The 11,183-nt window shown below is 36.4% G+C and carries 15 protein-coding genes; 8 read left to right on the top strand and 7 right to left on the bottom strand.

Features of this window, described 5'->3' with window-relative positions:
• The 4 genes from BTHERMOSOX_RS00990 to BTHERMOSOX_RS00975 form a co-directional block, all read left to right on the top strand.
• On the top strand, positions 1-431 hold a 431-nt coding region (locus BTHERMOSOX_RS00990), incomplete at its 5' end, for an IS3 family transposase (RefSeq protein ID WP_138118551.1).
• Positions 400-606: an IS3 family transposase gene (locus BTHERMOSOX_RS00985; RefSeq protein ID WP_138118550.1), complete on the top strand. Its 207-nt coding sequence runs from the start codon at positions 400-402 to the stop codon at positions 604-606. The genes BTHERMOSOX_RS00990 and BTHERMOSOX_RS00985, both read left to right, overlap by 32 nt.
• A gap of 122 nt (positions 607-728) precedes the next feature.
• On the top strand, positions 729-1,013 hold the full coding sequence (locus BTHERMOSOX_RS00980; RefSeq protein ID WP_138118549.1) for a hypothetical protein: 285 nt from the start codon (positions 729-731) through the stop codon (positions 1,011-1,013).
• A gap of 18 nt (positions 1,014-1,031) precedes the next feature.
• On the top strand, positions 1,032-1,454 hold the full coding sequence (locus tag BTHERMOSOX_RS00975) for a hypothetical protein (RefSeq protein WP_138118548.1): 423 nt from the start codon (positions 1,032-1,034) through the stop codon (positions 1,452-1,454).
• A 25-nt stretch (positions 1,455-1,479) separates the two neighbouring features.
• Here BTHERMOSOX_RS00975 and miaA read toward each other — a convergent pair whose 3' ends face one another.
• Entirely contained in the window at positions 1,480-2,361 is an 882-nt protein-coding gene (gene miaA, locus BTHERMOSOX_RS00970) for a tRNA (adenosine(37)-N6)-dimethylallyltransferase MiaA (RefSeq protein ID WP_212744623.1), read from the bottom strand.
• Positions 2,362-2,478: 117 nt separating this feature from the next.
• Between miaA and BTHERMOSOX_RS00965 the strand changes: the two genes are divergently transcribed.
• Genes BTHERMOSOX_RS00965 through BTHERMOSOX_RS00950 form a run of 4 tightly spaced genes read left to right on the top strand, consistent with a single transcriptional unit; the run spans position 2,479 to position 6,051 of the window.
• A complete protein-coding gene (locus tag BTHERMOSOX_RS00965; protein ID WP_138118546.1) occupies positions 2,479-3,492 on the top strand; it encodes a CDP-6-deoxy-delta-3,4-glucoseen reductase in 1,014 nt (337 codons plus the stop codon).
• Positions 3,489-3,806 carry a BolA family protein gene (locus tag BTHERMOSOX_RS00960; RefSeq protein ID WP_249360565.1) on the top strand — a complete coding sequence of 106 codons (318 nt, stop codon included), beginning with the start codon at positions 3,489-3,491 and terminating at the stop codon, positions 3,804-3,806. The genes BTHERMOSOX_RS00965 and BTHERMOSOX_RS00960 overlap by 4 nt, the downstream gene beginning before the upstream one ends.
• Positions 3,782-5,356: a LysM peptidoglycan-binding domain-containing protein gene (locus BTHERMOSOX_RS00955; RefSeq protein WP_138118545.1), complete on the top strand. Its 1,575-nt coding sequence runs from the start codon at positions 3,782-3,784 to the stop codon at positions 5,354-5,356. The genes BTHERMOSOX_RS00960 and BTHERMOSOX_RS00955 overlap by 25 nt, the downstream gene beginning before the upstream one ends.
• A gap of 5 nt (positions 5,357-5,361) precedes the next feature.
• Complete coding sequence (locus BTHERMOSOX_RS00950; protein WP_138118544.1) at positions 5,362-6,051, top strand: hypothetical protein; 690 nt, start codon at positions 5,362-5,364, stop codon at positions 6,049-6,051.
• On the opposite strand, the gene BTHERMOSOX_RS00945 is transcribed toward BTHERMOSOX_RS00950, so the two are convergent.
• Genes BTHERMOSOX_RS00945 through ispD form a run of 6 tightly spaced genes read right to left on the bottom strand, consistent with a single transcriptional unit; the run spans position 6,035 to position 11,115 of the window.
• Positions 6,035-6,814 carry a cell division protein FtsQ/DivIB gene (locus tag BTHERMOSOX_RS00945; RefSeq protein WP_138118543.1) on the bottom strand — a complete coding sequence of 260 codons (780 nt, stop codon included), beginning with the start codon at positions 6,812-6,814 and terminating at the stop codon, positions 6,035-6,037. The two genes, BTHERMOSOX_RS00950 and BTHERMOSOX_RS00945, sit on opposite strands and share 17 nt — an antisense overlap.
• Complete coding sequence (locus tag BTHERMOSOX_RS00940) at positions 6,804-7,685, bottom strand: D-alanine--D-alanine ligase (RefSeq protein ID WP_138118542.1); 882 nt, start codon at positions 7,683-7,685, stop codon at positions 6,804-6,806. Before BTHERMOSOX_RS00940 ends, BTHERMOSOX_RS00945 begins: the two co-directional genes overlap by 11 nt.
• Positions 7,682-8,515 carry a UDP-N-acetylmuramate dehydrogenase gene (murB, locus tag BTHERMOSOX_RS00935; protein WP_138118541.1) on the bottom strand — a complete coding sequence of 278 codons (834 nt, stop codon included), beginning with the start codon at positions 8,513-8,515 and terminating at the stop codon, positions 7,682-7,684. Before murB ends, BTHERMOSOX_RS00940 begins: the two co-directional genes overlap by 4 nt.
• 8 nt (positions 8,516-8,523) lie before the next feature.
• Positions 8,524-9,945: a UDP-N-acetylmuramate--L-alanine ligase gene (gene murC, locus BTHERMOSOX_RS00930; RefSeq protein ID WP_138118540.1), complete on the bottom strand. Its 1,422-nt coding sequence runs from the start codon at positions 9,943-9,945 to the stop codon at positions 8,524-8,526.
• Positions 9,942-10,415, bottom strand: coding sequence for a 2-C-methyl-D-erythritol 2,4-cyclodiphosphate synthase (gene ispF, locus BTHERMOSOX_RS00925; RefSeq protein ID WP_138118539.1), 474 nt, complete (start codon positions 10,413-10,415; stop codon positions 9,942-9,944). Before ispF ends, murC begins: the two co-directional genes overlap by 4 nt.
• Entirely contained in the window at positions 10,405-11,115 is a 711-nt protein-coding gene (gene ispD / locus BTHERMOSOX_RS00920; protein ID WP_138118538.1) for a 2-C-methyl-D-erythritol 4-phosphate cytidylyltransferase, read from the bottom strand. The genes ispF and ispD overlap by 11 nt, the downstream gene beginning before the upstream one ends.
• Between the last annotated feature and the right edge of the window lie 68 nt (positions 11,116-11,183).

Here is an 11,183-nt window from a genome sequence, read left to right as displayed (position 1 = left end):
ACAACATTTACGCTCATTTTAGCATCTGTCACAAAAAAGCCAAAATACCTAGAAACAATGTGAATTTTACCAACAACATTCTCAACAGAGAGTTCAGTGCTGCAACACCCAACAGCAAATGGGTCAGTGATACCACCTTTGTTCATACCAAACAAGGCTGGCTGTATTTAGCCACTGTGATTGATTTGTATTCTCGTAGAGTTGTTGGCTGGTCAATGAATCAGAACAACAATACAAAATTAATCATTGACGCATTATCAATGGCAATCAAAAACAAACCAAAACAACAAAAAGTGCTACTACACTCTGACCAAGGCTCAACCTACAGAGCTTATGAATACCTTAAGTTATTCAAAGCAAATAACATCACCCAAAGCATGAGCAGAAAAGGTGAATGCCATGATAACGCAGTCGCTGAGAGTTTTTTTTAACACCCTAAAAACAGAGTTAATCAATCAGAAAATTTATCAAACTAGGAAACAAGCAAGCAGTGCTATCTTTGAATATATTGAAGTGTTTTATAACAAAATTAGGCGACATTCAACGATTGATTATTACTCGCCTAATGATTATGAAAAGAGGTTTTATCGCAACAATATTCCCTAACTTAACATTAAGCCTTTAAGGCTTAAGTTAGGGCTTGGAACAAGTTCCAAGTTGGGGCTTTGCTCCTTCGTAGCCTGACCTTGGGTGCAAACCTCAAAAAAGATTATTGATACAGAAAAATAATGCGTAAAATATTAGTTTGGTGTCCAGTCAAGTGGGGGAGCTTCAGTTTTGAAAAGGGGTGTAAAAAACGCAACTTCGATATCAGTAAAAAAGCCGAAGAATTTAAAAAAGTGACTGAAAAATACCAAAAGCGAAAAACTGATGATTTATTGGATGCTAGTTATAAAATGAGCAAAACTTTTGGTAAAAATTGCTGTGTGAATAGACTGTTTTATTTTGAATTTTATGCAGTAGAAATTTTTGGAAAAACTAAAATGGGGCAAAAGTTATTGTATGCAAAATAAGGTGAAGATAGGACAAAGATGAAAGAAATTGCCACCTCTATCAAACCAGCAATTATCAACCTGATCAAAAGCCAAAATATTGATTCGGTGGTTTTTGTGCCACCAACTGTACCAAGGCAAATTCAATTTATGAAAATACTAGAATTTGAGTTGGCGCTTAGTCTTGCAAAGGTTGATGTTCTTAAGGTTATTGGCGATGTTAGAGTGCCACAAAAAACCTTAAAAAAAATCGAAGATAGAATAGAAAATGCACAAAATACTTTTGTTGTTAAAAATAAAGCAAAATTTGAAACAACACTAATTATCGATGATGCGGTTGGCTCTGGCGCCAGTATCAATCAAATTGCTTGTAAATTAACACAAGCAAAGCACACGCAAAGCGTTGTTGGTTTTGCGGTTACAGGTAGTTTGAATGATTTTGAAGTTATTTCTGAAGTTTAGACTTGCCTAGAAGTTAACAATATTTCTAAAGATTTATAAAATCTAAGCACTTTTCAAGATTCGCCGCTTCAAGTCTTAATCCTTCTGTCTCATTTCTAAGCCAAGTACTTTGGCGTTTGCATAGTTGACGAGTGGCAATGATTGAGCGTTTAATCATTTCTGGCTCGTCTATTTCTCCATTTAAGAATTGCCACGCCTGACGATAGCCAACGCAGCGAATTGAGGGTAAATCTTGATGAAGATTTTTATTTTCTTTTAGGGCTTTAACTTCATTTATAAACCCTTGATCTATCATGACGTGAAAGCGAGCTTCTATGCGTTGATGAAGCAAAGCGCGATCAGGCATAAGAATGATTTTTTTAATATGACAATTAAGCCCGCCTTGTTTTTTCCCTTGTAGTTCGGTTAAAGTTTTACCGCCAATGTTAAATACTTCTAAAGCGCGCGTTATCCGTTGGGCATCATTTGGATGAATTCTTTTAGCGACCACTGGGTCAATTTTTTCAAGCTCTTGATGTAATACCTCTGACCCTTTTTCTTTAAGTAGCTGATTAAATTTCTCTCTAGATTCTGTGGTTGATTCAGGTAAGTCAGATAAGCCGTGCTCTAAGGCATTAAAGTAAAATGAAGTGCCACCAACTAAAATAGGTAGCTCATTATTAGCAAAGGCCAGATCAATTTGTTTATTGGCATCGTTAACAAAATTTTGTGCTGAGTATGAATCTTTAGGATTGCAAATATTAATCAAATGATGCGGATGATCAAGTAATGTTTGAGTATCGGGCTTTGCCGTGCCAATATCCATTTGTTTATAAATTAAGGCAGAATCAACACTGATTAATCTGGCGTTAATATGCTGACTAATTTCAATGGCTAAATCAGTCTTTCCAGAGGCGGTAGGACCCATTAAAAAAAGTACAGTATTGGCAGGGGGGTTTGACACAAAGATCCTTGTATTAGTAAGCATTTATCATAACTACCTAGATTATAATGTCAACATTCAAAATAGTTAGAAAATAAAGTCATGTTTATAGTAGAAAATCAAGCAAGCGGCAGCCACTTTAAAATTGAAGAGGGTGAGACCATCTTAGATGGTGCTATGAGTAATGGTATTGGCTTTCCATATGGATGTCGAAATGGGTTTTGTGGCAAATGTAAGGCTACCTTAATAGAGGGTGAAGTCGCCTATGAAGAAGGTGTCCCACCAGGATTAAGCGCCGAAGAAGCTGCTGATAATATGATCCTTCCTTGTAAGTGCTTTGCTAAGACGGATTTGTCAATTGTAGTGACTGAGTTGGAGAGTGTTGCTGATATTGAAGTTAAAACATTACCTTGCAAAGTGAGTAAGATTGAGCATCTTAATGCAGATGTTGCTAAAGTTATTTTAAAGATTCCTGGTAGTGAGTCAATGCAGTATTTGGCAGGACAATATCTTGATTTAATTCATCCTGATTTTGAGCCAAGGGCATTCTCTATTGCTAACGCACCACATAATACTGGCATTATCGAGCTTCATGTGCGTTTAATTTCTGGTGGTAAATTCACAAATTTTGTCTTTAATGAATTACAAGAAAAATCTTTGCTAAAAATAGAAGGCCCTAAGGGTAGTTTTTATTTAAGAGAAAGTAGTGACAAGCCCATGATTATGGTGGCTGGTGGCACAGGATTCGGCCCAGTTAAGGCAATGGTTGAACATGCGCTTGAATCTGACAGTCAAAGAAAAATCCACATTTATTGGGGTGTTAGAAGTGAGCAAGATTTATATATGAACTTACCAAATGAATGGGCTGAAGAATTTGATCATATAGGTTTTACACCGGTATTATCAATACCAGATGATACTTGGAAGGGTCGAACAGGCTATGTTCATGAAGCTGTTTTAGCGGATTTTAAAACGCTAACGAATTATGAAGTGTATGCTTGTGGCCCTCCACAAATGGTAAGATCAGCCGCTAATACTTTTGTTAAAAAAGGTATGTTTGAAAATAATTTTTACAACGATAGTTTTGATTTTGCCTATCAAGCGAGTGAATCATGAGTACACCATCCTCAATGCAACAACATTTAACTGAACAGCTTGAAGTGGCGTTATCACCAAGTTATCTGGAAGTTATTAATGAATCTGCTAATCATTCTGGTCCTGCAATAGAGTCTCACTTTAAGTTGATTGTAGTGAGTGATTATTTCAATGATTTAGCCTTAATTGCAAGGCATCGTTTTATTAACCAGTTATTTAAGGAAGAGTTGAGTCATATTCATGCTTTAGCAATGCATACGTATACAGTTGATGAATGGAGGGCTAAAGGCGGGGTGCCAGCTTCTCCTCAATGTGCAGGCGGATCAAAATCTTAAGATTTAGCAAGTACTTATTCTTTTCTATTTTTTTGCTGCTAGGCGCTTGTAGCACTCAAAGTAATGCCAACTCTTTCCAGTTAAAAGATACTAATCATCAGTCATCATCATTCAAACCGACAGCTGAAATTGAGAAAGATCTATGGCGTTATATTGTTAATCGATCAAGATTAAGCGCCACTAATGACAAGCAGTTATATTGGCATATAGACTGGTTTAAAAAGCATCCTGATTATTTAACGCGTATTACAAAGCGCGCTGATCCGTATCTGTATTTAGTGGTTCAAGAGGTTGAGCGCGCAGGACTGCCATTGGAAATAGCACTGCTACCTATCGTTGAATCGGCATATTATCCCTTCTCTTATTCGCATGGTACTGCTTCAGGGCTCTGGCAATTTATCCCTTCAACCGGAAAGCTTTATGGCTTAAGGGATAATTGGTGGTATGACGGGCGTCGAGATGTATTGGCATCAACTAAGGCGGCTGTTAAGTATCTTAAAAATTTAAATAAGTTATTTAAGGGTGATTGGTTGCTCGCCATTGCTGCCTATAATTCTGGCCCTAGCCGTGTTCAAAAAGCAATTAAAGCCAATAAAGCCCAAGGCAAGCCAACAGATTTTTGGCATTTAAAACTACCAAAAGAAACCAAGGGTTATGTACCAAGATTGTTGGCAGTCACTGAACTAATTCGAAATCCAGAAAAATATGGTCAAAAAATTACCCCAGTGGCTAGTCAACTTTCTGTTAAGTCAATTAAGCTAAAAACTCAGTTTGATCTTGCACTAATTGCTGAATGGTCTGAGCTTGAAATAGAAAAATTATATACTTTGAATCCAGGTTTGAAACGCTGGGCTACCCCTAGTCAGGGTTCGTATACAATGCTTTTGCCGAATAAAAATATGGCTTTATTTAAGCAGGCAATGAAAGATAACCCAAATATTGAAAGACTTAAGTGGGTTCGTTATCAAGTTAAATCTGGCGATAGCTTAAGTTTGATTGCACAAAAACATGCGACTATTGCTAGTCAAATTAGTAGCGTTAATCATCTTGATGATAATTTGATTAAAGTGGGCGATTATTTGATTGTGCCTATTGCACAAAAGAACAGTAATGAATATTCATTGTCAGAATCTCAACGTGAAAAATCACGCCTCAATTCAAATCGATCAGATCGTAAGGTTATCCATAGTGTGATATCTGGTGATAGCTTATGGTTAATAGCTAGAAACTATCAAGTGAGTATTAATAGCTTAGTTAAATGGAACCACTTAAAGCGCTCAGAGTCTTTAAAGCTTGGCAAGAAATTGGTTATATGGCAGCCTAAAGCTAAAGCGACTAAAGATTTGTCATTGATAACAACACTGGGTATTAATATTGATAGAAAAGTTTCTTACCGAGTAAGAAGTGGCGATAATTTGTCCGTTATTGCTGCGAAGTTTGGCGTTAGTGTGTTGCAAATTAAACAATGGAATAAACTCACTAATAAGACGCTACAGTCTGGGCAAAAATTAACCATTATGGTTAACGTTATGAATATAAATATGAAATAAATCTTATGAATGCACTCCCTATTAATAAAATAATTTTAGCAAGCTTTGCTTTTGCACTTACTCACTGGAAAAAAATTGTCGAAATTTCAATTCTTCCAATAGCAGTATCATTGCCATTTTTATTTATCCTTCCACAGGTGTTTGAATTGATGGAGGTTGTATATAAAGGTGGTCAGGTGGCTGATATCGTTTTGCCAGAAAGTATGCTTCTTTATTTAGTATTGTTTTTGTATGGCTATTTAAGCTTGTCAATCAACTTGTACCGTTTGGTGATTTTGGGCGATCAAAGTGTTTCTATCAAAACCCCTATTTTTAATCTAAATCAGATTGGCCGCTTTATTGGATTAACTTTGATTGTGGGCTTTGTAACAACAGTTCCGGTAATGGTAACCGGTATTGGTTTCTTGCAATTAATTGCTTATTTTTTAATCATTCCAGTTACCTTGAATTTTGTTAATATCGCCATTCAACAACCTTCTAAATATAGATGGAATTTAAATTTTGTTACTCAGGCTAATTTATTTTTATTGCAAGCTATTATTCCCGCCTTAATCGGCATGATAGTTACAGTCTTATTTAGTGCAATTGGCTTGCCTGATTTCTTTGTATGGGCAGTAAAAGTTATTGTGTTTTACTGGAGCTTGGTTAATTTAGCTATGTGTTATCAGTTAATCACAGCTAATACTTCAGAGTAAATCCCTTTGAATAGCGCATATCGTAGCTAGCTTTATTAAGTTTGTTAAGTGAGATTTTCTTTCTTAGTTTGGCATAAATTTTTATAAAATTATTCAAACGTTGCTGCTGTTGGTTGTAGCCTAATATCACGCTAATATTGGGATCAATAATTAAGCTATCAATATTACTCCTGATAAATTTTCGGATTTTCATTTTGTTTAGTGTTTGCTGGTAAGTCAGATAATCATTGAATAATAAATTACTTTCGTTTGGCTTGTAAGCAGAGTGCAGCTCGACAGCGCTAGAGCCTGTTTGATTTTGCTGATGATAAAACAAGTTACTTGGTGTAATTAGTATTCCTTGTGTGGTGATATAGCCTTGACAATTATTATTTGACTGATTTTTTTCACAAGCAATATTTTGCCAATGAGTGGCAACTTTATGAGTGCTAATATTGATATCAATCGTGTCCCAAAATAAGCGTTTAACTTGAACCTTTTTAACCCAAGAATGACTTTCTAATTCATTTTTAATATTGCGTAAATCCAATTGGTGTAGTTTATTGACCATTGGTTTAATTTGCTCTTCTAAGGTTTTTTGATCAACCAATAGGGTGTTGTCAATTGTCCAATTTACTGAAACTTTGAGCAATTCACTAGGGTTGTAATGATAAACATTCCAGCCGATAATTGAAAGTGCAAGTAGTAGTGAAAACGGCTTAAACCAGCGCTTTATTTGTTGGGCGGTAGAGAGTTTTCGTTTGTTTACTTTTTTAAATTTCATCAATAATGCACTTAACCAGTTGGTCAAAATTTATACCATTACTCTTCGCTGCCATTGGTACTAGAGAGTGAGCAGTCATGCCTGGAACAGTATTAATTTCCAATAAATAAGGCTGATTATCTTCACCCACAATAAAATCAATTCGCCCCCATCCATTTGCGTTAATAGCATTAAAAGCCTTAAGTGCTATTTCCTGTAAGTGCAACTCTTTAGGTATGCTTAAGCCACACGGGCACAGATATTGAGTGGTGTTAGAATGATATTTAGATTCATAGTTATAGAAATCTTGGTCAGTAACAATTTTAATAACAGACAAAGGCGTGTCACCCAAAATAGTAACTGTATATTCATCTCCTTCTATCCATTGCTCAACTAATACCTGATCGTCATACTTCCAGGCTAATTCTAATGCCTGATTTAAATCAGAAGCTTGAGTGACTTTACTAATGCCAATACTAGAGCCTTCGCAAACTGGCTTTACCGCCCAAGGTAGGGCGAAGTTTATAATTGGTGTGGGCGCTTTAGTAGCTATCAATACAGAAGGAGCCAGTGGGAGTTTGGAATTTTTCCAAATCTCCTTGCTTAGGTATTTATTCATACCATTAGCACTTGAATGAGAATTAGAGCCTGTGTAGGCTATATTTCGAGCCTCAAGTTGCTTTTGAATAGTGCCATCTTCACCACCACGACCATGTAATACAATAAAGGCTAAGTCAAATGTTTTATCCCAAAGTTCAGTTAGGTTTTCGCCTTGCCAGTCAAATTTAAAACAATCAATTTTTTGTTTTATTAGCGATTGATAAACGGCTTCACCACTAATTAAAGAGACTTCTCGTTCAGCGGAGTTACCTCCCATTAGTACAGCAATCATATAATTTTAAGTTCGGTTTCTAAATTAATATTTGAATTTGATTTTACGACTTGTTGAATGTGTAGAATCAAATTTTCAATATCACTAGCGCTAGCATGATTATGATTGATAATAAAATTAGCATGTTTTTTAGAAATACAAGCGCCCCCAATACAAAAACCTTTAAGATTCGATTGCTCAATTAACTCAGCTGCATAATGCTTTTCTGGATTTTTAAAAACACTGCCACAGCTTGGTAATCCAATGGGTTGGGTGGCATTCCTTGCGCTTAATAATTGCTGGATATCTTGGTTTGATGAGGTGCTATTGAATCTTAGTTTTACTGAAAGGAAGTATTCATCAGCATGTTTGGCTATGACTTTTCGATAGCTAATATCAAAATCTTGGGCTTGGCGCTCAAAAATTTCTCCTGTGCTATTAATGGTTTTTACGCTATCAACAAACTGCCAGAATTCAGAACCAAAAGCACCAGCATTCATTGCTAAAGCACCACCAACAGTGCCCGGAATGGCGCTTAAAAATTCTGCACCATGAAGGTTATTTTTTAGCGAAAGTCTTGATAGTTTTGCTAGTGTTGCACCTGCATCTACGTTAATACCTCTATCCTCTATAACTATAGAGTTGATCTGAGTGAGCTTAATGACAACACCCTTAAATCCTTGATCTCGAATTAAGAGGTTACTCCCCAATCCAATAAATAAAATAGACAGCTCGTTTTTCGTTAAAAATTCAGTAAGATCTTTAATACTATTAGGTATGAAAAAAACCTGTGCTAAGCCTCCAGCTCGTAAAGAACAGTGTGAGGACATTGACTCGTTATGGCTTAACATGTTGGTTGTTAGCGATAATGAGTTTTTAACAGCTCAGGCAATACATGAATATCACCTGCACCTAAAGTTAATAACACATCGTCTTGATTAATCAAGTTCGGCAGTACGTTTAATATCTCTTGCGTATCTTTGATAACAACTGGATTTAAAGTTGATCTTTTTCTAATGGCTTCTGCCAAAGTTGAGCTGCTAATTTGTGCAATGGGTTGTTCACTAGCAGGATAGATGTCCAATAAAATTAAGCTATCTACGCCGGACAAGGCTCGAGCAAAATCATCAAAAAGATCACGAGTTCGTGAATAACGATGTGGCTGAAAAACAACCACTAAACGCTTGTTGGGATAGGTATTTCTAAGTGAGTCGAAAATAGCAGAAATTTCAACAGGGTGATGTCCATAATCATCAAATAATTCAACTGATTGATTGTTAATGGTTAGCTGTTGATGGTAATCAAGCCTTCTAGCCACGCCTGAAAAATCATTTAGTGCTGACTGAATAATATCGATATTAATATCTAATTCACAGCAAATACCAATTGCTGCTAAGGTATTGAGAATATTGTGTCGACCAATTAGGTTTAATTGAATTTTAAAGGGTTGGCTGTACTTGCTTTTATTATGTGAGCAAGTCACCTCGAAGTGCATTTGCATACCCGTTTGTTTAACATTGATAGCACGTATGTCAGCTTTCGAATTAAATCCATAGCTAACAACTGGTCGATGAATATCATTCACAAGTTCATTTACACCTGCATCATCTGTACAAAGAATACAGGCACCATAAAAAGGCAGGTTGGAAGTAAAACTAACAAAAGCATCTTTTAATTGTTGGTGGTCATTGTTGTAGGTGGCCATGTGATCTTCGTCAACATTGGTGATGACGCTAAGCATGGGTTGCAAATGTAGGAATGATGCATCTGACTCATCCGCTTCAGCAATTAAATAATCACTTTCACCAAGTTTTGCATTAACACCATTTGAATTTAAAATGCCACCAATAATATAGGTTGGATCAAGCTTTGCCTGATTAAGAATGTGGGCAATAATGCTGGTAGTTGTTGTTTTTCCATGGGTGCCAGCAATGGCGATACCAAAACGAAAACGCATAATTTCTGCTAGCATTTCGGCTCTTGGAACAATCGGTAGGTGTAGTTGTTTGGCCTTAACAAGTTCTACATTAAGCGGACCAATGGCACTTGAAACAACCACAGCCTGTGCATTTTTAATATTATCTTGATGGTGTTGAAGGTTTATTTCACAGCCCATTTTTGATAGTCTATCAGTAGCGCCACTTTGACTAACGTCTGAACCTGAAATTTGATAACCCAAGTTGTGCAAGACTTCAGCAATACCACTCATGCCAGATCCGCCAATACCAATAAAATGAATTTTACTAATTCTAGATTTGGAAACTTGCCTTAAATTTTTCATGATTGGGTTGCGCTGATAATGCACAATACTTGAATGCCCTCACCTCTACCAAAAGCAGTCAATCCTTCGCCTGTTGTAGCGGTAATGCCAATATCACTATTTGATACATTTAATAGCGAAGCAAGGTTATTTTTCATATTCTCAATTTTTGGAGATATTTTTGGCACTAAGCACTCAATGGAAATAGCCACATGCTGTATGTCCCAGTCTTGCAATTCTGCCAAGGCTAGTTTTAAATATTCACGGCTATCGGTGACGCCTTGTTGGCATAATTCATCTGCCTTGGCGCCTAATATATTAACCCCGGTGAGTGAAGATATTGCATTAGTTAATGCATGTAACAGTACATCGCCATCACTATTTGCCCCAAGACCCTGTGTATAATTGAAATCAATTCCTGCTAATAATAACGGTTTTTTATTATTTTCAAAAGCGTGAGAGTCTTGCCCTAGTCCGGTTTTAAATTTCATGTGAGTTGGTAGTTAGGTAAAAGTTTGCCAGTGCTAAATCTTCTGGATTGGTAATTTTAAGATTGCGCCTGGAAGATTCAACCAATAATGATTGTAAACCTATGTGTTCAATTGCACTAGCTTCATCGGTTATATTGATTTTATGCTCGCAAGCTGATGTTAATGCATTTAATAATACACCAAATCGATACATTTGCGGTGTTTGTGCTTGCCATAAGTTACTTCTATCAATAGTTGCAGTGGTCAATGTATCATCAGCTTGTTTAATGGTGTCTACAACTCTGGTGGCTAATAGTCCACCAGTCGGGCTATCTTTAAGTTGTTGAATTAGTTGGTTAACATCAGCGGGGTCAATACAAGGGCGTGCAGCATCGTGTATCAAAACCCAATCAGAGTCTTTAGCAAAAGGCTTTAAGGTGTTTAAAGCATTAATTACAGAATGATATCGCTCTTGACCGCCAATAGCAAGCGCCAATAGTTTTTGATGTTGAGAAAATTGAGAGTCTTTAAAATGTGAATCATGCTTGGATAATGCGATAACACAGCCTTTTATTTTCTCAATATTGAGTAACGTTTTTAAAGTTTGATCTAGTACGGTTAGGCCATTATCAAGTGCTAAATATTGCTTGGGAGTGTCTGCTTTCATGCGTGATCCAATACCACTAGCAGGTACAATAAGATAGCAATAATCAGTTGACATAAGGCTTAATAATTAGATAGATTGGTTTTATTATACCAAGCTTAAGGCGCGCTAAAAATGCTCAATAA

Origin of the sequence: Bathymodiolus heckerae thiotrophic gill symbiont (assembly GCF_900128515.1) — a bacterium.
In the GTDB taxonomy this organism is placed as follows: Bacteria; Pseudomonadota; Gammaproteobacteria; order PS1; family Pseudothioglobaceae; genus Thioglobus_A.
Note: the sequence above shows the minus strand (reverse complement) of the source record. Positions and strands in the feature narration are given on the sequence as shown.

What these genes read in the sequence shown, in the direction of transcription:
- ispD (WP_138118538.1), bottom strand. Translation starts at nt 11,115, where the DNA reads ATGTCAACTGATTATTGCTATCTTATTGTACCTGCTAGTGGTATTGGA.
- BTHERMOSOX_RS00960 (WP_249360565.1), top strand. Translation starts at nt 3,489, where the DNA reads ATGAGTACACCATCCTCAATGCAACAACATTTAACTGAACAGCTTGAA.
- miaA (WP_212744623.1), bottom strand. Translation starts at nt 2,361, where the DNA reads ATGGGTCCTACCGCCTCTGGAAAGACTGATTTAGCCATTGAAATTAGT.
- BTHERMOSOX_RS00940 (WP_138118542.1), bottom strand. Translation starts at nt 7,685, where the DNA reads ATGATTGCTGTACTAATGGGAGGTAACTCCGCTGAACGAGAAGTCTCT.
- BTHERMOSOX_RS00950 (WP_138118544.1), top strand. Translation starts at nt 5,362, where the DNA reads ATGAATGCACTCCCTATTAATAAAATAATTTTAGCAAGCTTTGCTTTT.
- BTHERMOSOX_RS00980 (WP_138118549.1), top strand. Translation starts at nt 729, where the DNA reads ATGCGTAAAATATTAGTTTGGTGTCCAGTCAAGTGGGGGAGCTTCAGT.
- murB (WP_138118541.1), bottom strand. Translation starts at nt 8,515, where the DNA reads ATGTTAAGCCATAACGAGTCAATGTCCTCACACTGTTCTTTACGAGCT.
- BTHERMOSOX_RS00945 (WP_138118543.1), bottom strand. Translation starts at nt 6,814, where the DNA reads ATGAAATTTAAAAAAGTAAACAAACGAAAACTCTCTACCGCCCAACAA.
- murC (WP_138118540.1), bottom strand. Translation starts at nt 9,945, where the DNA reads ATGAAAAATTTAAGGCAAGTTTCCAAATCTAGAATTAGTAAAATTCAT.
- BTHERMOSOX_RS00955 (WP_138118545.1), top strand. Translation starts at nt 3,782, where the DNA reads ATGTGCAGGCGGATCAAAATCTTAAGATTTAGCAAGTACTTATTCTTT.
- BTHERMOSOX_RS00965 (WP_138118546.1), top strand. Translation starts at nt 2,479, where the DNA reads ATGTTTATAGTAGAAAATCAAGCAAGCGGCAGCCACTTTAAAATTGAA.
- ispF (WP_138118539.1), bottom strand. Translation starts at nt 10,415, where the DNA reads ATGAAATTTAAAACCGGACTAGGGCAAGACTCTCACGCTTTTGAAAAT.
- BTHERMOSOX_RS00985 (WP_138118550.1), top strand. Translation starts at nt 400, where the DNA reads ATGATAACGCAGTCGCTGAGAGTTTTTTTTAACACCCTAAAAACAGAG.
- BTHERMOSOX_RS00975 (WP_138118548.1), top strand. Translation starts at nt 1,032, where the DNA reads ATGAAAGAAATTGCCACCTCTATCAAACCAGCAATTATCAACCTGATC.